Consider the following 21,132-nt stretch of genomic DNA (forward strand, 5'->3'; position numbering starts at 1 on the left):
GGCTATACAGGAAGCAAGGGCTTTGTCCAGCCTACGCGGCGGGAGCGGGGGTAGACGTGGGGAACCAACCCCCACAAGTCCCCCACCATTACGGCCCATTCTGCAGACAATCCGCAAATCCCTTCGCCAGGCCGTGTCCTCGGCACGTGTCAGACGGTTATGCCCGGTGGGGGAGCTCCGCTCGGAGCCAAGGAAGCAGGAAAAGCTATGCACGTAGGAAGTTTCGTGTTGGCGGCCCAGTTCCCGGGGCAGGGCCAGGGGGAGGCGCTGCACCGGGCGGTCCGCTCGGCCGAGGTCGCCGAGGAAGCCGGTCTGGACGCCGTCTGGCTGGCCGAGCACCACTTCGTGCCGTACGGCACCTGTCCGTCGGCGATCACGCTGGCGGCGTTACTGCTCGGACGCACCCGGCGGCTCCGGGTCGGCACGGCGGTCAGCGTGCTGCCCACCACCCACCCCGTGACGCTCGGCGAACAGGCCGCGCTGCTGCACCTGACGAGCGGCGGGCGCTTCTCCCTGGGCGTGGGGCGCGGCGGGCCCTGGGTCGACCTGGAGGTGTTCGGTTCGGGCCTGGCGGCCTACGAGTCGGGCTTCCCGGAATCACTCGATCTGTTGGTGCGCTGGCTGCGCGAACCGTCCGTCGGGGCCGACGGCGAGCGGTTCGCCTTCCGCGAGGTCCCCGTCGTCCCGAGGCCCTCGGAGTCGTTGTCGGGCGCCGCGGGTCCCGAGGTCGTCGTGGCGTGCACCTCGCCGGCGAGTGTGCGGATGGCCGCCGAGCGCGGACTGGCGATGCTGCTCGGGATGCATGTGGGGGACGAGGAGAAGGCCGAGATGGTCGCCCTGTGGCGGCGGCACGCGCGCGCGGCGGGCCGTTCCCCGGAGGAGGTCCTGGGCGCGGCCCATGTGTCGGCCGGCGTCTGTCAGATCGCCGACCGGCGCCAGGACGCGGTGGAGGCGCTGACGAAGGCGATGCCCGGCTGGCTCAGGCAGGGGCTCGGCGCCCATGTCACGGTCGACGGGCGGGAGCGTCGGATGCGCGACCCGCTGGCGTACACCGAACTGCTCTGCGGACTGCACCCGGTGGGTACTCCGCGGCTGTGCGCCGACCGGCTCGCGGCGACCGCCGAGCGGACCGGCGTCTCCCGGTTCGCCCTGCTCACGGAGGGCTCCGGGGACCTTGCCGCCACCGAGGAGAACATCCGGCGGCTGGGTGTCGACGTCATCCCGCACCTCGGCTGAGACAGACCCGGACACCCGTCCACCACCTCGACCACCGGACTGCCAACGGGCCTGTCCGGCAGGGAGCTTGCCGCCCCGGTACTGATGCACCTCCCGCGTACGGAGCGGCAAGCAAGCGGCTCACCGCATCAGCAGTCCCGAAGTTCCGGCGACTGGTTCAGCAGCTGGTTGCGTGCCGAGGTGAAGCGGGCCAGCGTCTCGTCGACGGAGGCGTCCAGGGGGAACACCGCCACCCGGTGGCAGTTCTGGAACGCCAGCCGTACGCCGAAGTGCCGCTGCAGCGCGCCGCGTATCGCGTCACTCGCAAGCGCACGCAGCAGCTGGCCGCGTGCCTGCTCGTCCGGCGGGGGCGTCTGGTTGTCGGCGAACGGTCCGCCGTCGACCTTCAGCTGGGCCACCAGGGAGCTGATCATCCCCCATGCGTAGGGCAGGGAGGTCCGGACGCAGTCGACGAAGGCAGCTTCGTCGACCTCGCCTCGCTCGGCCTGTTCAAGTAGGGCCGGTGAGACGTCGAGCGACATGGGTTCTCCTCTCGCACCCCCGAGGCGCAGGGGTTGCCGGACAGATAGAGGGAGTTCGCGATGTCGAACACGCTCCGTACACAGTTCGCGACCTCCCGTCTACTACGGTAAGCAACGGACGGTGACGGCACCAGGAGAATGCGTACATAGCCAGGCCTCATTAGGCCCACAACCGGCCACAACCGAACAGGGGTGTTCCGGGCCGAATCGCGTGCACCTGCGCCCGTCGAGTAGCGTTGCCGACCATGCGTCTCGTCATCGCCCGATGCTCCGTCGACTACGCGGGCCGGCTCACCGCCCACCTTCCCTCGGCCCTCCGGCTGATCCTGGTGAAGGCGGACGGCAGCGTCTCCATCCACGCGGACGACCGGGCCTACAAGCCCCTGAACTGGATGTCACCGCCCTGCACGTTGAAGGAGGAGTCCGGGGACCTTCCCGACGGCGCGGAAGGCGTCTGGACCGTCATCAACAAGGCGGGCGAGAAGCTCATCATCACGATGGAGGAAGTTCTCCACGATTCCTCGCACGAACTGGGCGTGGATCCCGGCCTGATCAAGGACGGCGTGGAAGCACACCTCCAGGAGCTCCTCGCGGACCGCATCGAGACCCTCGGCGAGGGCTACACGCTCATCCGCCGCGAGTACATGACGGCCATCGGCCCGGTCGACATCCTCTGCCGGGACGCGGAGGGCGGGACCGTCGCGGTGGAGATCAAGCGGCGCGGGGAGATCGACGGCGTCGAGCAACTCACCCGCTATCTGGAGCTGTTGAACCGCGATCCCCATCTCGCCCCGGTCCGCGGCGTGTTCGCCGCCCAGGAGATCAAGCCGCAGGCCCGTGTCCTGGCGACCGACCGCGGCATCGGCTGCACGGTCCTCGACTACAACGCGATGCGGGGCATCGAGGACGACAAGCTGCGCCTGTTCTGACGCCCACTCCCCCACGACGCCCAAGGGCCCGGTCCGTCTCCTCGGACCGGGCCCTTCACGCGTGATGCCCGCACGGGGCGTCAGATCACCTGCTGCGGGCTGCCCGGCGACCCGGCCCCACCGCTCTCCGGGGCGCCGGCGGTGCTGCTGGTCTCCACCGGCGTGGGCTCCGGGCCGCCGGCCGAGTCGGAGGTCGACGGCTCGGTCGACGGGGCGCCCGTCGGCGTGGTCGACGGCCCGGTGTCCGTGGGCGTGGGTGTCGGGGTCGGGGTCGGCGTGGTCGACGGCGGCTTGGTGGGCGAGGACTGGGACGGCCTGGGCGTGGTCGGCTTGGTCGTCGTCGGCTTCGGCGAGGTCGACGTGCCGCTGCTCGGCCCCTGCGTCCCGCTCGGGTCGTCCGACGGCCCGCCCGAGCCCGTGGGCGTCGGGTCGTCGGAGGTGCCGTACGTGCCGTCCGGGCCGGGGTCGGTGGGCCCGGTGGCGGGGGAGCCGGTGTCGCCCTTGCCGTCGTCGTTCTTGGGGACGTCCGCGCCGAGGCTGCCGTCGTCGAGGCCCTGGCTGGCCGACGGGTTGACGCCGACCTGGTCGGAGGGGCTGTTCGGGTCGTTGTCGGAGGTGGCGCCGAGCGTCACCACCGTGCCGAGCACCGCCACGAGGAGCGCGCCGGCGCCGGCCGCCACCAGGTTGCGGCGGGCCAGGCCCATGAGGCCGCCCCTGGCCTTGTTGTGCGAGGCGGGGGACGACCTGGGCGCCGGGGACGGCGAAGCCGTCTGGTAGCTGACCAGGGTGGAGCTGTCGGTGGGCCGCTGAAGCTGCGGGAACGCGGCCGGGACGCCACCGGGCGGCGACTGCGACTCCTCGGACCGGGCGTCCGGCAGCTCCTCCCCCGCCATCGCAGCGAGGCCGGGCACGGTGCCCGAGCGGTCGGCGACCAGGGCGAGGGCGCGACGGCCGGCGACGGTGCCGCGCTTGTCGGCGAGGGCGCCGCGCAGGCCGATCGAGGCCTCCAGTTCGGCACGGGCCCGGTCGAACTGTCCGCCGCAGAGCGCGAGGATGCCCAACTCGTGATGGAAGTAGGCCTGTTCCGATACCTCGCCGGCGAGCTGGGAGGCTTCGGAGCCGAAGCGCAGCGCCGCCTCCCAGACGCCCCAGTGCCCGCCCGCGGCGAACGCCGGTGCCGCCGTGCGGGCCAGCCCCACGGTGGCGCTCTCCTCGTCCTCGGCGGGCGGTGTGGTGCCCGGCACGAGCAGCCGGAGGGCGGCGAGCAGGGCGTCGGCCTCGGCGCACACCCGTTCCGGGGTGACCGAGGGATGTCCGGCCCACCAGGCGTAGTGCCGGGCGGCGGTGAGGGCGCGGGCCTCGATGTCGTCGCCGTAGCCGGCGGCCTCCAGCTGGGTCTGGACGCCGGCGGCGAGGCGGTAGCGGGAGCCGACCGGGGAGACCAGACCGCAGGCGGCCAGCTCACCGAGGGCGGCGTCCGCGTGGGTGTCGCCGACGAGGGCGGGCAGGTGCGCCTGGTGGGGCACCTCGCCGCCGAGCGCGACGGCGAACCGCAGGGTGGCGCGCGCCGAGTCGCCGAGCCGGGCGGCGAGCAGCGGGGCGGGCGCGGCGGCCTCGCCGAGCGCGGGCAGCGGCGGGCTGTCGTCCTCGTCCGGTTCGAGAGCGGTGTCGAAGGGCGCGTCGAACGGTGCGTCGAAGGGCGCGTCCACCGGGGTGGCACCCGCGAAGACCCCGAACGCGTCGACGGCGCCGGCCCCGGCCCGCTGCCGGTCGCGCTGCCGCAGCAGGGCCCCGGCCTGGACGAACCGCAGCGGCAGGCCCTCGGACTCGAACCAGAGGTCTCCGGCCCAGTTGGCCTCTTCCTCGGTGAGGACCCGGCCGACGGCATGCTCCAGGAGCTCCACGCCGTCGGCGCGCTCCAGTCCGCCGAGGAAGACCTCTTCGAGTGCGGAGTCCGCGCTCGGGGCGGGCACGTCGGGCGTGGCCGCGACCAGGAAGGCGCACTCGGGTGTGGCGTCGAGCAGTTCGTCGAGGGAGGCGCCGCCGAACTCGACGTCGTCCAGGACGACGACCGCGCCGATCTCACGGACGAAGGAGATCAGTTCCGCCCGGTCCGGGCGGTGCAGGGGCGCGCTGTACACGGCGTAGAACAGGTCGTAGAGCAGATCGCTCGACGTGCGGTGGAAGCCGCTGAGGCGGATCACGCCGTCGGGGGCGAGGTCCGCGCAGTCCTCGGCGACCACGTCGAGGAGGCTGGTGCGGCCGGAGCCGGCGGGGCCGGTGAGGCGTACGGAACGGCCTCGGGCGAGCAGCCGTACCAGCCGCTCGCGCTCCTCCTGGCGGGCCAGCAGCGGCCGCTCGGGCTGGGCGGGACCGGGTGGGACCGGTGGGCCGGCCGCGCGGGCGACCTCGGCGCGTTCGGCCGCGCCGAGCTTCGCGGGGCTGCCGGGGCGCTCGCCCGGCGGGCAGGCCTCGATCTCGCTGCCGTCGACGGGGTTGACGGTGAGCAGGTAGTCGCCCGCGACCAGCTGCACGGTGCGGGCGAGTACGGGCGCCTGCTGTGCGAAGTCCGATGTCAGGGCGTCCCGGGGCGGCCGTCGGTTCGGCGCCTGGGCGTCACCGTCGTGGCCGTACTCCCCGGACTCCCGACTGTTCGGGTCCATAGGTTCAAGCCCCCAAAAAGCGTCGTGTGCCGGCTCCGGCCCCTCCCGGCCTGTTGCACACCGCGCTGTCGCCTCCGGTCCGGGCCCGCGTGAGGGTTGTCAGCTGCGGGCGACCGAACCCTAAACCTTTGCACAGTATCTACGACAGCCCGGGGTCCCGCGCCGCCCGAGACGTCACAGTCTCGTGAGGATTGCACCCGTCGTGTGCTTCGCAACCGGAACGCCCTGCTGCCTGGCCCCAGCCGTGCCGGGGGTCACACGCGGGGCAGTGACTCCACCCCGATGCCGCCTTCGATGGCGAGGATCCGGTGCAGCCGGGTGGCGACCAGCAGACGCTGCATCTGTGCTGGTACGTCGCGCAGCACGAGGCGTCGGCCGCAGCGGCCGGCACGCCGGTGCGCCCCCATGATCACCCCGAGGCCGGTGGCGTCCCAGGAGTCGAGCTCGGACAGGTCGAGCACGAGGTCGCCGACTCCGTCGTCGACGGCCGTGTGCAGGACCGTACGGGCGTCCGCCGCGCTGCGGACGTCGAGGCGGCCCCCGACGACCAGCTCGACGTGGTCGCCCCTGATGTACATATGCGCTCCCCGTGCGTCGTCTCGTGCTCCGCGGAAGTGAAAGGCCGGTGATGCAACCTCTGACTGCGTTGGGCGGTCAGAAGTTGCCGTCCGTAAGCGAACCGATACCGAATTCACCCAGGGGGGTGATGCCCCAGGGGCGTGTGCGGTTTCCGTGCCTGGTGCCGTGCTTGGTTCAGTGCTTGTAGAAGCCCTGCCCGCTCTTGCGACCGATGTCACCGGCGTCAACCATCCGGCGCATCAGCTCGGGCGGGGCGAACTTCTCGTCCTGGGACTCCGTGTAGATGTTGCTCGTGGCGTGCAGCAGGATGTCGACGCCGGTGAGGTCCGCCGTGGCGAGCGGGCCCATGGCGTGCCCGAAGCCCAGCTTGCAGGCCAGGTCGATGTCCTCGGCGGTGGCCACGCCCGACTCGTACAGCTTCGCCGCCTCGACGACGAGCGCCGAGATGAGACGGGTCGTCACGAAGCCGGCCACGTCACGGTTGACGACGATGCAGGTCTTGCCGACGGACTCGGCGAACTCCCGCGTGGTGGCGAGGGTTTCGTCGCTCGTCTTGTAGCCGCGCACCAGCTCGCACAGCTGCATCATCGGGACCGGTGAGAAGAAGTGCGCCCCGACCACGCGCTCCGGACGCTCCGTCACGGCCGCGATCTTCGTGATCGGGATGGCGGAGGTGTTGGAGGCGAGGACGGCGTCGGACTTCGCGATCTTGTCCAGGGCGCGGAAGATCTCGTGCTTGACTTCGAGCTTCTCGAAGACGGCCTCGACGACGATGTCGGCGTCGGCGACGGCGTCCAGGTCGGTGGTCGCGGTGATCCGGGAGAGGGCGGCGTCGGCGTCGTGCGCCTCCAGCTTCCCCTTGCTCACGAACTTGGCGTACGAAGCCTTGATGCCGTCGGTGCCACGCTTGAGCGCCTCGTCGGTGACGTCCCGCAGGACGACGTCCCAGCCCGCCTGCGCGGAGACCTGGGCGATCCCGGAACCCATCAAGCCGGCGCCGATGACGGCAAGCTTCCGTGACACTGTGCGACTCCCCTTTGAATGACTGCACACACCGAATGACCGCACACGAGCGCTCACACGCTGTTGACAACTGCCTCTCCGGCGGACCCTAGCGAAGGTGAGGGGCTGTGTGGCCGGTAAGTAATGCGCGTCACGTCTCATCTGACGGACATCACACCGGCACGGCCCATTACGCGCCCCGGACGGCCCAGTTGGGGCCCGCTCCCCCTGTCCGGACGGCCCGTGGATGCCGTGCGGCGGCGGCGAAACTACGCTGGCCCCATGGTCAATCTGACGCGTATCTACACCAGGACCGGCGACCAGGGCACCACCGCCCTCGGCGACATGAGCCGGGTCCCGAAGACCGACCCGCGGATCTCCGCCTACGCCGACGCCAACGAGGCGAACGCGGTGATCGGCACGGCGATCGCGCTGGGCGGGCTGGACGAGGAGATCGTCCAGGTCCTCTCCCGGGTGCAGAACGACCTGTTCGACGTGGGCGCGGACCTGTCGACGCCGGTGGTGGAGAACCCGGAGTTCCCGCCCCTGCGGGTCGAGCAGTTCTACATCGACAAGCTGGAGGCGGACTGCGACCGCTTCAACGAACGGCTGGAGAAGCTCCGCTCCTTCATCCTCCCCGGCGGCACGCCCGGCGCGGCCCTGCTCCACCAGTCCTGCACGGTCGTCCGCCGGGCCGAACGCTCCACCTGGGCGGCCCTGGAGGTGCACGGCTCCAAGGAAGCCGACGGCAACATGAACCCCCTCACCGCGACCTACCTGAACCGGCTATCGGACCTGCTCTTCATCCTGGCGCGGACCGCGAACGTCGCTGTGGGAGACGTGCTCTGGGTCCCTGGCGGGGAGCGCTGAGGAGACGACCCCCGGCCGGGGGTCCGGGGGTTGTCCCCCGGGAGACACAGCATCCTGGCGCGGACCGCGAACGTCGCTGTGGGGGACGTGCTCTGGGTCCCTGGCGGGGAGCACTGACCCGGTGGGTCCCTTCTTCGGCCAGATCGTGTAGGAGAGGGCGATCAGGCCGTAGATGCCGACCGTGCGCAGGGCCACCCACTGGAAGGTGCGCAGGGAGCTGGTGTCGCCGGAGTCGCCGACGTACCAGACGGCGAGCTGGAGCAGGCCCAGGGCGACCACTCCCCCGAACACCGCCCGGAGCCACAGCCGGCCCTCGTGGCGGGCGCGGGCCATGCCGTACCGCGGCGGCTTCGGCGGGGGCGGGCCGCCGCCCAGGCGGTGCGCGGCGTGGCCGTCGAGCCAGCGGATCGTGTAGTGGCCGAACGCGACGGTGTAGCCGATGTAGAGCGCGGCCACCCCGTGCTCCCAGCCGGGTTCGGCGCCGTTCCTCAGGTCGACCGCCGTGGCGACGAACAGGACCAGCTCCAGCACCGGCTCGCACAGCAGCAGGACGACGCTCGTCCGGCGCCACTTCAGCAGGTAGCGGGCGCCCAGTCCCAGTGCCAGCAGCACCCAGAACCCGACCTCGCAGGCGATGATCAACGCGACGATCACGGTGTACTCCTCTCGCTCTCCCTTCCAGGCTCGCGCCGGGACCGGCGTCGTTCGTCGTCGGCGGTGACGAACTCGCGGTACATCGAAAGATGCAGTCCGGGACCGTTCCCCGGCATCAGGCGCCGGGCGTCCGTCCCGTGTTGGATGGAGTCATGTCCCCACGACTGCCCGGACCGGCCCGACCGTCCCGCTTCGACGTGCTCATCGCGTCGGCCGGACTGCTGTTCGGGCTGCTGGTGTGGGGCATCGGTCTGGCCACCCGGCCGGCCGGCGAGCCGATGGTGCTCTTCGAGGGGAAATGGCCGCTCCTGGTGCCGCTCGTGGTGACGGCCGGCTGCGAGATGCTGCGCCGGACCGCCCCGCGCACGGCCCTGCTGGTGGCCACGGCCGCGCTCGTCCTGGACACCATGACCCAGGGCAATGTGGCCACGATCCTGATGTACACCGACGTGATGTACGCGGCCGTCCTCTACGGCACCCCCGCCTCGGCCCGCCGTATCCCCCGGATCACCGGGCTGCTCTCGGTGGCGGGCGCCATCCTGCCGTTCGCCCTCTGGCAGGTGCCGGAGTCGCTGCTCATCGGTCTGGCCGTGGGGATCGTGGCGTTCGCGCCCGCGGCCACCGGTCTGATCGTCCGCAACCACCGGGACGCCGCCGATGCCGCCCGACTGCGCGCCGAACAGACCGCGCTGCTCGCCGAGATGGACCGCACCCAGGCCATCACCGCCGAACGCGCCCGCATGGCACGCGAGTTGCACGACATGGTCGCCAACCACCTCTCCGCGATCGCCATCCACTCCACCGCGGCCCTCTCCCTCGACGATCCCGCGACCTCCCAGGACGCCCTGGTGGTGATCCGGGAGAACAGCGTGCAGGGTCTGGCCGAGATGCGCCGTCTGATCGGCATCCTGCGCGACGGCAGCGGCGACACCGAGCCGGCCGCGACCCCCACCCTCGACGGTCTCGGCGCCCTTCTCGACACCGCCCGCGCCAACGGCCTCGACGTCACCCTCGACGCCGAGCACGCCGCCGGGCTGCCGGCGCCGGTGGAGCTCGCGGCCTACCGGATCGTCCAGGAGTCCCTGACCAACGCCCTCAAGCACGCGGGCCCCGGCCCGGTCGCGGTCGTGCTGCGGCACCGGGACGGCTCGCTGGCCATCGCCGTGACCAGCCCGTTCGGCGACCGCGACGCGCCGCGCGCGCCGGGCTCGGGCGCCGGGCTCGTCGGCATGCGGGAACGCGCCACGCTGCTCGACGGCACTCTGGCGGCCGGACCCGAGGACTCGGCGGACGGCAAGATCTGGGCCGTCCGCGCCACACTCCCCGTCACCGAAGGAGAGACCGCATGAGCCGGCCCATCAGGGTTCTCGTCGCCGAGGACCAGTCCGCCGTCCGGGCCGGGCTCGTCCTCATCCTGCGCAGCGCCCCCGACATCGAGGTGGTCGGCGAGGCCGCGGACGGCGAGCAGGCGGTGGCGCTGGCCCGGGAGTTGCTGCCCGACCTGGTGCTGATGGACATTCAGATGCCGCGCCTGGACGGGGTGTCGGCGACCCGGCAGGTGGTCGCGGAGGAGTTGGCCGACGTCCTCGTCCTCACCACCTTCGACCTCGACGAGTACGTCTTCGGCGCGCTGCGCGCGGGCGCGTCCGGTTTTCTGCTGAAGAACACCGACGCCCGCGATCTGCTGGAGTCGGTACGGACGGTCGCGCGCGGCGAGGGCATCGTGGCACCGGCCGTCACCCGCAGGCTCATCGCCGAGTTCGCGGCCAAGCCGGTGCGGGCACCGAAGGCCGACCCGACCGTGCTGGAGCAGCTCACCCGTCGCGAACGCGAGGTCCTCTCCTGCCTCGGCGAGGGCCTGTCCAACGCCGACATCGCGACCCGGCTCGACATGGCCGAGGCGACGGTGAAGACGCACGTCAGCCGGCTGCTGGGGAAGCTGGAGCTGCGCAGCCGGGTGCAAGCGGCGGTGCTGGCGCAGGAGTTGGGGGTGTGAAACCCACCTGGAGATGAGTGGTCCAGACCTCTTGACCTATGGTCCAGACCTTTCTATTCTCGCGGCACCGTGGGCGTGAAGGCTCAGTCGCGCCCCCAACCCCCGAGGAGGCGCAGCATGCGCTTCAGACACAGAGCCGCGGCAGGGTTCGCGACACTGTTGCTCCCCTTCGCCGGCCTGGTCGGCCTCGCGAGCCCCGCCCAGGCCGCGACGTCCGCCACCGCCACCTACACCAAGGCCTCCGACTGGGGCACCGGCTTCGAGGGCAGGTGGACGGTGAAGAACACCGGCACCACGTCCCTCAGTTCCTGGACCGTCGAGTGGGACTTCCCCTCCGGCACGTCCGTCACCTCCGCCTGGGACGCCGACGTCACCTCCTCCGGCACCCACTGGACCGCCAGGAACAAGCCCTGGAACGGCACCCTCGCCGCCGGCGCCTCCGTCTCCTTCGGCTTCAACGGCACAGGCTCCGGCTCACCGTCCAACTGCAAGCTCAACGGCGGCGGTTGCGACGGCACCTCGGTCCCCGGCGACGCCGCCCCCTCCGCCCCCGGCACCCCCACCGCCTCCGACGTCACCAACACCTCGGTGAAGCTGTCCTGGAGCGCCGCCACCGACGACAAGGGCATCAAGAACTACGACGTCCTGCGCGACGGCGCCAAGGTGGCGACGGTGACCACCACGTCGTACACCAACACCGGCCTCACCGCCGGGACCAGCTACTCGTACACGGTCCAGGCCCGCGACACCGCCGACCAGACCGGCCCGGTCAGCGGCGCCGTCGCCGTGAAGACCACCGGAGGCACCACCGACCCACCGCCCACCGGCGACAAGGTCAAGCTCGGCTACTTCACCGAGTGGGGCGTCTACGGCCGCAACTACCACGTCAAGAACCTGGTGACCTCGGGCTCCGCCTCCAAGATCACCCACATCAACTACGCGTTCGGCAATGTCAAGGACGGCAAGTGCGTCGTCGACGACACCTATGCCGCCTACGACAAGGCGTACACCGCCGACCAGTCGGTGTCCGGCCTGGCCGACACCTGGGACCAGCCACTGCGCGGCAACTTCAACCAGCTCCGCCAGCTCAAGGCCAAGTACCCGCACATCAAGGTGCTGTACTCCTTCGGCGGCTGGACCTACTCCGGCGGCTTCGCCCAGGCCGCCGCCAACCCGGCCGCGTTCGCCGCCTCCTGCAAGGCGGTCGTCGAGGACCCGCGCTGGGCGGACGTCTTCGACGGCATCGACATCGACTGGGAGTACCCGAACGCCTGCGGCCTGACCTGTGACACCAGCGGGGCAGCGGCCTTCAGGAACCTCTCGCAGGCCCTGCGCACCGAGTTCGGCCCCACCTACCTGGTCACCGCGGCCATCACCGCCGACGGCTCCTCCGGCGGCAAGATCGACGCGGCCGACTACGGTGGCGCCTCGGCCCATCTCGACTGGTACAACGTGATGACGTACGACTACTTCGGCGCCTTCGACGCGGACGGCCCGACCGCCCCGCACTCGCCGCTGACCTCGTACTCCGGCATCCCGGCCGCGGGCTTCAACTCCGCCGACGCGATAGCCAAGCTGAAGGCGAAGGGCGTCCCCGCCGCCAAGCTGCTCCTCGGTATCGGCTTCTACGGCCGCGGCTGGACCGGCGTCACCCAGGCCACCCCCGGCGGCTCGGCGACCGGCGCCGCACCCGGCACCTACGAGGCGGGCATCGAGGACTACAAGGTCCTCAAGACGTCCTGCCCCGCCACCGGCACCATCGCCGGGACGGCCTACGCGTACTGCGGCAACAACTGGTGGTCCTACGACACTCCCGCGACCATCGCCGGCAAGATGAGCTGGGCCAAGAACCAGGGCCTGGGCGGCGCGTTCTTCTGGGAGTTCAGCGGCGACACCGGAAACGGCGAACTGGTGAGCGCCATCAACAGCGGTCTGCAGTAAGGCCGTCAGGCACCATCGACGCTCCCCCGGACAGCGAGTGAACCGTGACTACGCCACGTTCACTCGTTGTCCGGGCGGGGCCGCCTCCAGCCACGCGAGGAAGCCGGTCAGCGCGTCGTCGCTCATGGCGAGTTCGAGACGCGTGCCCCGGTGTACACAGGTCAGGATGACGGCGTCGGAGAGCAGTGCCAGCTCCTCCTCGCCCTCGGGCAGCCGGCGGCCGGCCACCTCGATCGCGGAGCGCTCCAGGACACGGCGCGGACGGTAGGCGTAGGAGAAGACGCGGTACCACTCGACGCGGTCGCCGTTGTAGCGAGCGACGCCGTAGCTCCAGCCCTTGCCACTGGTGTCGCTCTTCTCCGGCACGTCCCAGCGCAGGCTGCAGTCGAAGGTGCCACCGGAGCGCTGGATGAGCCTGCGGCGCAGGCCGAAGACGAACAGCCCCACCACGACCAGGGCCACGACCAATCCGCACACAGTCAGAGCGAGGACCATCGACACCGACCTCCTCGTCTCCTCGGTTACGGATTTCTCGGTAACGGAATGGAAAAAACACCCACATCTGCCTCAGCCGCGGCTGGTACCGGATCGCTCCGGTACCAGCCGCGGCTGAGTGACGTCATCGCGTGACGGGGCGGGTCAGCGCCCTGCCGCCGCCCGCAGGCGTACGTCCGCGCGGCGCTCGGCGGAGGCGTCGCCCTCCGCCTTCGCACGCTCCAGCTCGCGCTCGGCGCGCTGGACGTCGATCTCGTCCGACAGTTCGGCGATCTCGGCCAGCAGCGACAGCTTGTTGTCGGCGAAGGAGATGAAACCGCCGTGCACCGCGGCGACGACCGTTCCACCGTCACTCGTACGAATGGTCACCGGGCCCGACTCCAGCACACCGAGCAGCGGCTGGTGACCGGGCATGACGCCGATGTCGCCGGACGTGGTGCGCGCGACGACCAGGGTGGCCTGACCGGACCAGACCTCTCGGTCGGCCGCGACCAGCGCGACGTGCAGCTCAGCAGCCAAGGTGGCTCCTCGGGTCACCACCCGGCGAATGTGCCGGGTGTTGGTTACAAGTCTAGTGGGCGTACGAAGAGGGGCGGGACGCGCCCGCCCCTCTTCAAGAGCACAGGGCTCAGGAGACGCCCAGCTCCTTGGCGTTGGCCTTGAGGTCCTCGATGCCACCGCACAGGAAGAACGCCTGCTCCGGGAAGTGGTCGTACTCCCCGTCGATGATCGAGTTGAAGGCCGCGATCGACTCGTCCAGCGGAACGTCCGAACCGTCGACGCCGGTGAACTGCTTGGCGACGTGGGTGTTCTGGGACAGGAAGCGCTCCACGCGACGGGCGCGGTGGACGGTGAGCTTGTCCTCCTCGCCCAGCTCGTCGATACCGAGGATCGCGATGATGTCCTGAAGGTCCTTGTACTTCTGAAGGACCGACTTGACGCGCATCGCGGCCGCGTAGTGGTCCGCCGCGATGTAGCGGGGGTCCAGGATGCGGGACGTGGAGTCCAGCGGGTCCACGGCCGGGTAGATGCCCTTCTCGGAGATCGGACGGGAGAGAACCGTCGTCGCGTCGAGGTGGGCGAAGGTGGTGGCCGGGGCCGGGTCGGTCAGGTCGTCCGCGGGGACGTAGATCGCCTGCATCGAGGTGATCGAGTGACCACGGGTCGAGGTGATGCGCTCCTGGAGGAGACCCATCTCGTCGGCCAGGTTCGGCTGGTAGCCCACCGCGGAGGGCATACGGCCGAGCAGGGTCGAGACCTCGGAACCGGCCTGCGTGAAGCGGAAGATGTTGTCGATGAAGAACAGCACGTCCTGCTTCTGCACATCGCGGAAGTACTCCGCCATGGTCAGACCGGCCAGCGCCACACGGAGACGGGTGCCCGGGGGCTCGTCCATCTGACCGAAGACAAGCGCCGTCTTGTCGATGACGCCGGACTCGGACATCTCCTCGATGAGGTCGTTGCCCTCACGGGTGCGCTCGCCGACACCGGCGAACACGGAGACACCGTCGTGGTTGTTGGCGACGCGGTAGATCATCTCCTGGATGAGCACCGTCTTGCCGACGCCGGCACCGCCGAACAGGCCGATCTTTCCACCCTTGACGTACGGGGTGAGAAGGTCGATGACCTTGACGCCGGTCTCGAACATCTCGGTCTTCGACTCGAGCTCGTCGAAGCGCGGGGCCTTGCGGTGGATGGACCAGCGCTCGCCCTCGTACTGCTCGTCGACGTTCAGCACCTCACCGAGGGTGTTGAACACCTTGCCCTTGGTGAAGTCGCCGACCGGAACGGTGATGCCGTTGCCGGTGTCGGTGACGGCGGCCTGGCGGACCAGACCGTCGGTGGGCTGCATCGAGATGGTGCGGACCAGGCCGTCACCCAGGTGCTGGGCGACCTCCAGGGTCAGCGTCTTCTTCGCGCCGTCCTGGGCCGGGTCGGCCACCTCTACATGCAGAGCGTTGTAGATCTCCGGCATCGCGTCGACGGGGAACTCCACGTCGACGACCGGGCCGATGACCCGGGCGACGCGGCCCGTGGCAACGGCCGTCTCAACTGTCGTCGTCATTACCTGTCACTCCCCGCGGTCGCGTCGGCCAGGGCTGCGGAGCCACCGACGATCTCGCTGATTTCCTGGGTGATTTCGGCCTGGCGGGCCGCGTTTGCAAGTCGGGAGAGCGTGGTGATGAGCTCTCCCGCGTTGTCGGTGGCCGACTTCATCGCGCGTCGCGTGGCGGCGTGCTTGGAAGCGGCCGACTGGAGCAGCGCGTTGTAGATACGGCTCTCGACGTAGCGCGGCAGCAGGGCGTCGAGGACGTCCTCCGCCGACGGCTCGAAGTCGTACAGCGGAAGGATCTCGCCCTGGGGCCCCGCGGCGGCAGCCCCGGATTGATCCGTCTCCGCGACCTCTTCGAGGCGCAGCGGCAGCAGCCTGCTGTCGATCGCGTTCTGCGTCATCATCGAGACGAACTCGGTGTAGACGATGTGGAGTTCGTCCACGCCGCCCTCAGCCGTGTCCTTCTCGATCGTCTCGATCAGCGGACCCGCTACCTTCTTCGCGTCCGCGTAGGTGGGCTCGTCGGTGAAGCCCGACCACGACTCCACGACCTTGCGCTCGCGGAAGTTGTAGTGGGCCAGACCACGGCGGCCGACGATGTACGTGTCGACCTCCTTGCCCTCGGCCTCAAGACGGGCGGTCAGCAGCTCCGCCGCCTTGATGGCGTTGGAGTTGAAGGCGCCGGCCAGTCCACGGTCGCTCGTGAGGAGCAGCACCGCGGAACGGGTCGCCGTCTCCGTCTCCGTGGTCAGCGGGTGCTTGGTGTTCGAGCCGGTACCGACCGCCGTGACCGCGCGGGTGAGCTCGGTCGCGTACGGCGAGGAGGCCGCCACCTTGCGCTGCGCCTTGACGACGCGCGAGGCGGCGATCATCTCCATCGCCTTGGTGATCTTCTTGGTCGCGGTGACGGATCGGATGCGACGCTTGTAGACCCGGAGCTGGGCTCCCATGAGTCAGGTCCCTTCCGTCGTCACTTGGCCGCGGCGGGGGCGTCTTCGCCGAGAAGCTTGCCGTCCGAGGTCTCGAACTGCTTCTTGAAGTCCGCGATACCGTCCGCGATGGCGGTGAGGGTGTCGTCCGACATCTTGCCGCCCTCCTTGATGGAGGTCATGAGGCCCTGCTCTTTGCGGTGCAGGTACTCCAGGAGCTCCTTCTCGAAGCGACGGATGTCGGCGACCGGCACCTCGTCCATCTTGCCGGTGGTGGCGGCCCAGACGGAGACGACCTGGTCCTCGGTGGCCATCGGCTGGTACTGAGCCTGCTTGAGCAGCTCGACCAGACGCTGACCGCGCTCCAGCTGCGACTTCGACGCGGCGTCCAGGTCGGAACCGAAGGCGGCGAACGCCTCCAGCTCGCGGTACTGGGCGAGGTCCAGGCGCAGTCGGCCGGAGACCTGCTTCATCGCCTTGTGCTGCGCGGAACCACCGACTCGGGAGACGGAGATACCGACGTTCAGCGCGGGGCGCTGACCGGCGTTGAACAGGTCCGACTCCAGGAAGCACTGGCCGTCGGTGATGGAGATGACGTTGGTCGGGATGAACGCCGAGACGTCGTTGGCCTTCGTCTCGACGATCGGCAGACCGGTCATCGAGCCCGCGCCCAGCTCGTCGGAGAGCTTCGCGCAGCGCTCCAGCAGACGGGAGTGCAGGTAGAAGACGTCACCCGGGTAGGCCTCACGGCCCGGCGGGCGGCGCAGCAGCAGCGACACGGCGCGGTAGGCGTCGGCCTGCTTCGACAGGTCGTCGAAGATGATCAGGACGTGCTTGCCCTCGTACATCCACTGCTGGCCGATGGCCGAACCGGTGTACGGCGCCAGGTACTTGAAGCCGGCCGGGTCGGACGCCGGGGCGGCGACGATGGTCGTGTACTCCAGCGCGCCGGCCTCTTCGAGGGCGCCACGCACGGAGGCGATGGTCGAGCCCTTCTGACCGATGGCGACGTAGACGCAGCGGACCTGCTTCTTCGGGTCGCCCGAACGCCAGTTGTCACGCTGGTTGATGATCGTGTCGACGGCCAGGGCGGTCTTGCCGGTCTGGCGGTCACCGATGACCAGCTGACGCTGGCCACGGCCGATCGGAGTCATCGCGTCGACGGCCTTGTAGCCGGTCTCCATCGGCTCGTGCACCGACTTACGGGCCATGACGCCCGGGGCCTGCAGCTCAAGGGCGCGTCGGCCGCTGGTCTCGATCTCGCCGAGGCCGTCGATCGCGTTGCCGAGCGGGTCGACAACACGGCCGAGGTAGCCCTCGCCGACGGCCACCGACAGGACCTCGCCGGTACGGGTGACCGGCTGGCCCTCCTCGATACCGCTGAACTCGCCGAGGACGACCGCACCGATCTCGCGCTCTTCCAGGTTCAGTGCGAGACCGAGGGTGCCGTCCTCGAACTTCAGCAGTTCGTTCGCCATGGCCGAGGGCAGACCCTCGATCTTGGCGATACCGTCGCCGGCGACGGTGACCGTCCCGACCTCCTCGCGCGAGGCCGCGTCCGGCTTGTACGACTGGACGAAGTTCTCCAGCGCGTCCCGGATCTCCTCCGGCCGGATCGTGAGCTCCGCCATCTGGGTTCCCTGCTCTCCTTGTTGGGCCCGAAGTTTCACTTTGGGGGGATGGGGACTCCCCCCTGAAAGAGGTGAATCCTCTGCACGGCCCAACCGGGCCGCATGTACACGTACGTACTGCTATGAAGTTTGTGCTAGCCCGCCATGCGGCGGCCGGCGTCCTCGATGCGGTCCGCGAGGGAGCCGTTGATGACCTCGTCGCCGACCTGCACCCGGATTCCGCCGAGGACCTCGGGGTCCACGTCGAGGTTGAGGTGCATCGTGCGGCCGTAGAGCTTCGCGAGGGCGGCGCCCAGGCGCTGCTTCTGCGGGTCGCTCAGCGGTACCGCCGAGGTGACGACGGCCACCATGCGGTTCCGGCGCTCGGCGGCGAGCTTGGTCAGGGACTCCAGTCCCGCTTCCAGGCTACGTCCCCGCGGCGCGGCGACAAGGCGCGTCACCAGACGCTCCGTGGTCGCGGCGGCCCGGCCTCCGAGCAGGCTGCGCAGCAGCTCGCCCTTGGCCGAGGCGGGGGCCTTGCGGTCGGTCAGCGCGGCGCGCAGTCCGGTGTTCGAGGTGACGATCCGGCCGAACCGGAACAGCTCGTCCTCGACGCTGTCGAGCGTGCCGGCCTGCTGGGCGGCGGTGAGGTCGGCGAGGTCCGCCAGCTCCTCCAGCGAGTCCACCAGGTCGCGCGAGCGCGACCAGCGGGAACGCACCAGGCCGGACACCAGGTCGGCGGCCGGGCCGCTGACCTGGGCGCCGAGCAGGCGCTGGACCAGCTCGGCCTTGGCCTCGCCGGACTGCGCCGGGTCGGTGAGGACCCGACGCAGCGAGACCTCGCGGTCGAGCAGCGCGGTGACGGAGGCCAGCTCGTCGGCGAGCGAGCCGGCGTCCACGGACGTGGAGTCCGTCAGCGCGTCGAGACGCTCGCGTGCGGCTGCCAGGGCGTCGCGGCTCGCTCCGTTCATCGGGCGGCCTCGGCCTTCTCCTCAAGCTCGCCGAGGAAGCGGTCGATCACGCGGCTCTGCCGGGCGTGGTCCTCAAGGGACTCGCCGACGAGCTTGCCGGCCAGGTCGGTGGCAAGCTTGCCGACGTCCTGGCGCAGCGCGGACGAGGCGGCCTTGCGGTCGGCCTCGATCTGGGCGTGACCGGCGGCGACGATCTCCTCGCGCTGCCGCTGGCCTTCCGCGCGCATCTCGGCGATGAGCGTGGCGCCCTGCTCCTGCGCCTCCTGGCGCAGTCGCGCGGCCTCGTGGCGGGCCTCGGCGAGCTGTGCCTTGTACTGCTCAAGGACGCTCTGGGCCTCGGTCTGTGCGGCCTCGGCCTTCTCGATACCGCCCTCGATGGCCTCGCGACGCTCTTCCAGAACCTTGTTGATGTTCGGGAGGAGCTTCTTGGCGAGGAAGCCGAAGACGATGACGAAGGCGAGCAAGCCGATGACAAGCTCGGGGATCGGCGGAATGAGGGGGTTTTCGCCCTCACTCGCCGCGATGAGCAAGTGGCTCATGTGTGTGCCTTTCGTCTGGTCGGCTGGACTGGTGTCGTCGCTCAGTAGCCGTAGACGAACGGCATAACCAGACCGATCAGCGCCAGCGCCTCACAGAAGGCGAAGCCGAGGATCTGGTTGGCGCGGATCAGGCCGGCCGCCTCGGGCTGGCGGGCGAGAGCCTGGGTGCCGTTACCGAAGATGATGCCGACGCCGACGCCGGGACCGATGGCGGCGAGGCCGTAACCGATCGAACCGAGGGAGCCTTCGACAGCAGCAAGGGTCTGGGACATGCCAGTTCTTCCTTTTCTTTACGGACCGGTGGGGGTTGGCCACCGGACGACTTGAGGGTCGGAGATGCGCCTGGTCAGTGGTGCTCGGCGAGGGCGCCCTGGATGTAGGTGCAGGTCAGCAGGACGAACACGTACGCCTGCAGGGCCTGGATGAACAGCTCGAAAGCGGTCATCACGATGACCATGACGAACGAGACACCCGCGTAGGCGACGCCCGCGCCGTTCAACATGTACCAACTGGCGATCGTGAAGAGCAGCAGCAGGGTGTGACCGGCGAACATGTTCGCGAAGAGTCGCACGGCGTGGGTGAACGGCCGGATCAGCAGGTTCGAGAAGAGCTCGATCAGCATGGCCAGCGGCAGCACCGCACCGAGCGACTTGTCGTAGCCGGTGACGTTCTTCCAGAAGCCGACGAAACCGTGCCGCTTGAACGTCAGGGACACCCACAGGATGTAGACGATCAGCGCCAGGACCAGCGGGTACGAGATGATCGAGGTGACCGGGAACTGGGCGATCGGGATGATCGACCACAGGTTCAGCATCCAGACGAAGAAGAACAGCGAGACGATGAGCGGTACGTACCTCTCGCCTTCCTTCTTGCCGATGGTCTCGTAGACGACACCACGCCGGATGAAGTCGTAACCGGCTTCGGCGACCATCTGGAGCTTGCCGGGCACGACCTGCGGCTTGCGGAAGGCGGCCCAGAAGAATCCGACGATGATGATCGAGCCGAGAAGCGCCAGCAGCATCGTCTTGTTGAAGTACAGGTTGCTGTCCCCGTCACCCAGTAGGGGCTGGAACAGGAACGAGTGCAGGCCCGGCGACACATCGGCGAAGCCGCACCCGTCGAACAGGTGGCAATTGGTGTCGAAGGCGAGCACCTGCGTCGGGTCAGCACTCACCGCGGGCTCCTTCAGCGTGGCGCATAGGTACGGCAACCTCGTTGTGTCGGCGCGGCGCGAAGCCGCGGTTCGGCACTGGACTGGTGTTACGGATGTGGGGGCGGCTGGGGGGCATCTCGCCTCGCGATTGAGCAGGCGTCAGCTCGGATGCCCGCGCCCGCGATGCCGCAGTTGGCACCGGACGATAGCAGGAGATCTCGCGTGCCTTTATCCCGGCCCTACCCCTCACGACGAGTGCCCCGTCTTCTCGGGCTTGTCGCCCGAGGACGAGAAACCCGACGAGGTCGTGGACTCGGGCTCGACATAAAGGATCTTGGACTTCATGTGCGCGCGGGTCTGCGCGGCGATCCAGACAAGAGTGCCGACGAGCAGTGTGAACGCGAAAGCTTTGGGGTGGAACAGCGTGGTGTTCTTGAACGCGGCCATGAAGATGAACAGCAGCAGGATCTGCGCCGCGTACAACATGAGGCCCATCGCCTGGAAAAGATGCGGAAGCGATTTGGCAGTGCGCTGCAGAACGTAGAAACCGAGCCCCATGAAGAGCAGCACGACCACCGTCGCGACGACCGCCCCGATCGCCCCCTCGCCACCGGCGACCACACCACTGACGACGGCGGCACCAGCGCCGGCGACAGCTGTGGGCACAGCGGCCTGAAGCAGGATCCGGACGTCGTTGGACGGCATGGCGGCAGCTCCGCTTTCACAGGGGGGGGGCAGGGGTGTCGTCATGGACGAGCGTAGTCCCGGACTGAGGGTGCACCTCACGCCAAGAGACCGTCGCACTGCGGCCCTTCGGCTCTATCCGGGGTTCTCGTGAACCGTATCACAAACTATTTGATGCGGTCTTTACCTACGGGGTGTGCTCGCTGTCACACATGAGAGTGAACCTGCACGTCTGTGCAGAATCACGGCCGAGTTGTCTGGTATTGGGGGCGTTTGCGCCCCCAGCTCCACACCACGCGTTGGCAAT

At 69.6% G+C, this 21,132-nt stretch carries 20 protein-coding genes and 1 pseudogene; 6 read left to right on the forward strand and 15 right to left on the reverse strand.

From position 1 onward, the window contains the following. The first annotated feature begins 207 nt into the window (after positions 1 to 207). On the forward strand, positions 208 to 1,236 hold the full coding sequence (locus ACZ5VD_RS20845) for an LLM class flavin-dependent oxidoreductase (protein WP_468682912.1): 1,029 nt from the start codon (positions 208 to 210) through the stop codon (positions 1,234 to 1,236). Between the two features lie 128 nt (positions 1,237 to 1,364). Here ACZ5VD_RS20845 and ACZ5VD_RS20850 read toward each other — a convergent pair whose 3' ends face one another. Beyond that, positions 1,365 to 1,757, reverse strand: coding sequence for an SCO5389 family protein (locus ACZ5VD_RS20850; protein ID WP_468551075.1), 393 nt, complete (start codon positions 1,755 to 1,757; stop codon positions 1,365 to 1,367). 245 nt (positions 1,758 to 2,002) lie between these two features. On the opposite strand from ACZ5VD_RS20850, the gene nucS reads away from it, so the two are divergent. Then, a complete protein-coding gene (nucS, locus tag ACZ5VD_RS20855; protein WP_468682913.1) occupies positions 2,003 to 2,686 on the forward strand; it encodes an endonuclease NucS in 684 nt (227 codons plus the stop codon). Between the two features lie 80 nt (positions 2,687 to 2,766). On the opposite strand, the gene ACZ5VD_RS20860 is transcribed toward nucS, so the two are convergent. The 3 genes from ACZ5VD_RS20860 to ACZ5VD_RS20870 form a co-directional block, all read right to left on the reverse strand. Continuing rightward, positions 2,767 to 5,349: a P-loop NTPase family protein gene (locus ACZ5VD_RS20860; RefSeq protein ID WP_468682914.1), complete on the reverse strand. Its 2,583-nt coding sequence runs from the start codon at positions 5,347 to 5,349 to the stop codon at positions 2,767 to 2,769. 254 nt (positions 5,350 to 5,603) lie between these two features. Then, positions 5,604 to 5,927: an STAS domain-containing protein gene (locus tag ACZ5VD_RS20865; RefSeq protein ID WP_468551072.1), complete on the reverse strand. Its 324-nt coding sequence runs from the start codon at positions 5,925 to 5,927 to the stop codon at positions 5,604 to 5,606. 175 nt (positions 5,928 to 6,102) lie between these two features. Beyond that, on the reverse strand, positions 6,103 to 6,951 hold the full coding sequence (locus ACZ5VD_RS20870) for a 3-hydroxyacyl-CoA dehydrogenase family protein (protein WP_468551071.1): 849 nt from the start codon (positions 6,949 to 6,951) through the stop codon (positions 6,103 to 6,105). A 261-nt stretch (positions 6,952 to 7,212) separates the two neighbouring features. Here ACZ5VD_RS20870 and ACZ5VD_RS20875 point away from each other — a divergent pair, with 261 nt between their 5' ends. Continuing rightward, positions 7,213 to 7,800: a cob(I)yrinic acid a,c-diamide adenosyltransferase gene (locus ACZ5VD_RS20875; protein WP_468682915.1), complete on the forward strand. Its 588-nt coding sequence runs from the start codon at positions 7,213 to 7,215 to the stop codon at positions 7,798 to 7,800. 114 nt (positions 7,801 to 7,914) lie between these two features. On the opposite strand, the pseudogene ACZ5VD_RS20880 reads toward ACZ5VD_RS20875, so the two are convergent. Beyond that, positions 7,915 to 8,454, reverse strand: a pseudogene (locus tag ACZ5VD_RS20880) (hypothetical protein); the annotation flags it as partial. Between the two features lie 152 nt (positions 8,455 to 8,606). On the opposite strand from ACZ5VD_RS20880, the gene ACZ5VD_RS20885 reads away from it, so the two are divergent. From ACZ5VD_RS20885 to ACZ5VD_RS20895, 3 genes are all read left to right on the forward strand, one after another. Then, on the forward strand, positions 8,607 to 9,803 hold the full coding sequence (locus ACZ5VD_RS20885) for a sensor histidine kinase (RefSeq protein ID WP_468551069.1): 1,197 nt from the start codon (positions 8,607 to 8,609) through the stop codon (positions 9,801 to 9,803). Continuing rightward, entirely contained in the window at positions 9,800 to 10,450 is a 651-nt protein-coding gene (locus ACZ5VD_RS20890; RefSeq protein ID WP_468682916.1) for a response regulator, read from the forward strand. The genes ACZ5VD_RS20885 and ACZ5VD_RS20890 overlap by 4 nt, the downstream gene beginning before the upstream one ends. Positions 10,451 to 10,567: 117 nt before the next feature. Beyond that, entirely contained in the window at positions 10,568 to 12,391 is a 1,824-nt protein-coding gene (locus ACZ5VD_RS20895; protein ID WP_468682917.1) for a glycosyl hydrolase family 18 protein, read from the forward strand. Positions 12,392 to 12,439: 48 nt separating this feature from the next. Here the strand turns inward: ACZ5VD_RS20895 and ACZ5VD_RS20900 are convergent, their stop codons facing one another. From ACZ5VD_RS20900 to ACZ5VD_RS20945, 10 genes are all read right to left on the reverse strand, one after another. After that, positions 12,440 to 12,886: a DUF2550 domain-containing protein gene (locus tag ACZ5VD_RS20900; protein ID WP_468551066.1), complete on the reverse strand. Its 447-nt coding sequence runs from the start codon at positions 12,884 to 12,886 to the stop codon at positions 12,440 to 12,442. A 144-nt stretch (positions 12,887 to 13,030) separates the two neighbouring features. Continuing rightward, positions 13,031 to 13,405, reverse strand: a complete 375-nt coding sequence (locus ACZ5VD_RS20905; RefSeq protein WP_468551065.1) for a F0F1 ATP synthase subunit epsilon — start codon at positions 13,403 to 13,405, stop codon at positions 13,031 to 13,033. Positions 13,406 to 13,514: 109 nt separating this feature from the next. Further along, a complete protein-coding gene (gene atpD, locus ACZ5VD_RS20910; RefSeq protein ID WP_468551064.1) occupies positions 13,515 to 14,951 on the reverse strand; it encodes a F0F1 ATP synthase subunit beta in 1,437 nt (478 codons plus the stop codon). Beyond that, entirely contained in the window at positions 14,951 to 15,889 is a 939-nt protein-coding gene (locus tag ACZ5VD_RS20915) for a F0F1 ATP synthase subunit gamma (protein WP_468551063.1), read from the reverse strand. Before ACZ5VD_RS20915 ends, atpD begins: the two co-directional genes overlap by 1 nt. Before the next feature lie 20 nt (positions 15,890 to 15,909). Beyond that, complete coding sequence (atpA, locus tag ACZ5VD_RS20920; RefSeq protein WP_468551062.1) at positions 15,910 to 17,499, reverse strand: F0F1 ATP synthase subunit alpha; 1,590 nt, start codon at positions 17,497 to 17,499, stop codon at positions 15,910 to 15,912. A 134-nt stretch (positions 17,500 to 17,633) separates the two neighbouring features. Next, the gene (locus ACZ5VD_RS20925; protein ID WP_468551061.1) at positions 17,634 to 18,449 is read right to left on the reverse strand and encodes a F0F1 ATP synthase subunit delta; all 816 of its coding nucleotides are present in this window, start codon (positions 18,447 to 18,449) and stop codon (positions 17,634 to 17,636) included. Next, positions 18,446 to 18,988 (reverse strand): F0F1 ATP synthase subunit B, encoded by a 543-nt coding sequence (locus tag ACZ5VD_RS20930; protein ID WP_468682918.1) that lies wholly within the window; start codon positions 18,986 to 18,988, stop codon positions 18,446 to 18,448. The genes ACZ5VD_RS20925 and ACZ5VD_RS20930 overlap by 4 nt, the downstream gene beginning before the upstream one ends. Before the next feature lie 41 nt (positions 18,989 to 19,029). After that, positions 19,030 to 19,260, reverse strand: coding sequence for an ATP synthase F0 subunit C (gene atpE, locus ACZ5VD_RS20935; protein ID WP_009321656.1), 231 nt, complete (start codon positions 19,258 to 19,260; stop codon positions 19,030 to 19,032). Positions 19,261 to 19,334: 74 nt separating this feature from the next. Continuing rightward, complete coding sequence (atpB, locus tag ACZ5VD_RS20940) at positions 19,335 to 20,162, reverse strand: F0F1 ATP synthase subunit A (RefSeq protein ID WP_468682919.1); 828 nt, start codon at positions 20,160 to 20,162, stop codon at positions 19,335 to 19,337. A 225-nt stretch (positions 20,163 to 20,387) separates the two neighbouring features. Further along, positions 20,388 to 20,846, reverse strand: a complete 459-nt coding sequence (locus ACZ5VD_RS20945) for a hypothetical protein (RefSeq protein WP_468682920.1) — start codon at positions 20,844 to 20,846, stop codon at positions 20,388 to 20,390. Between the last annotated feature and the right edge of the window lie 286 nt (positions 20,847 to 21,132).

The organism is Streptomyces sp. NPDC032822 (assembly GCF_055578825.1).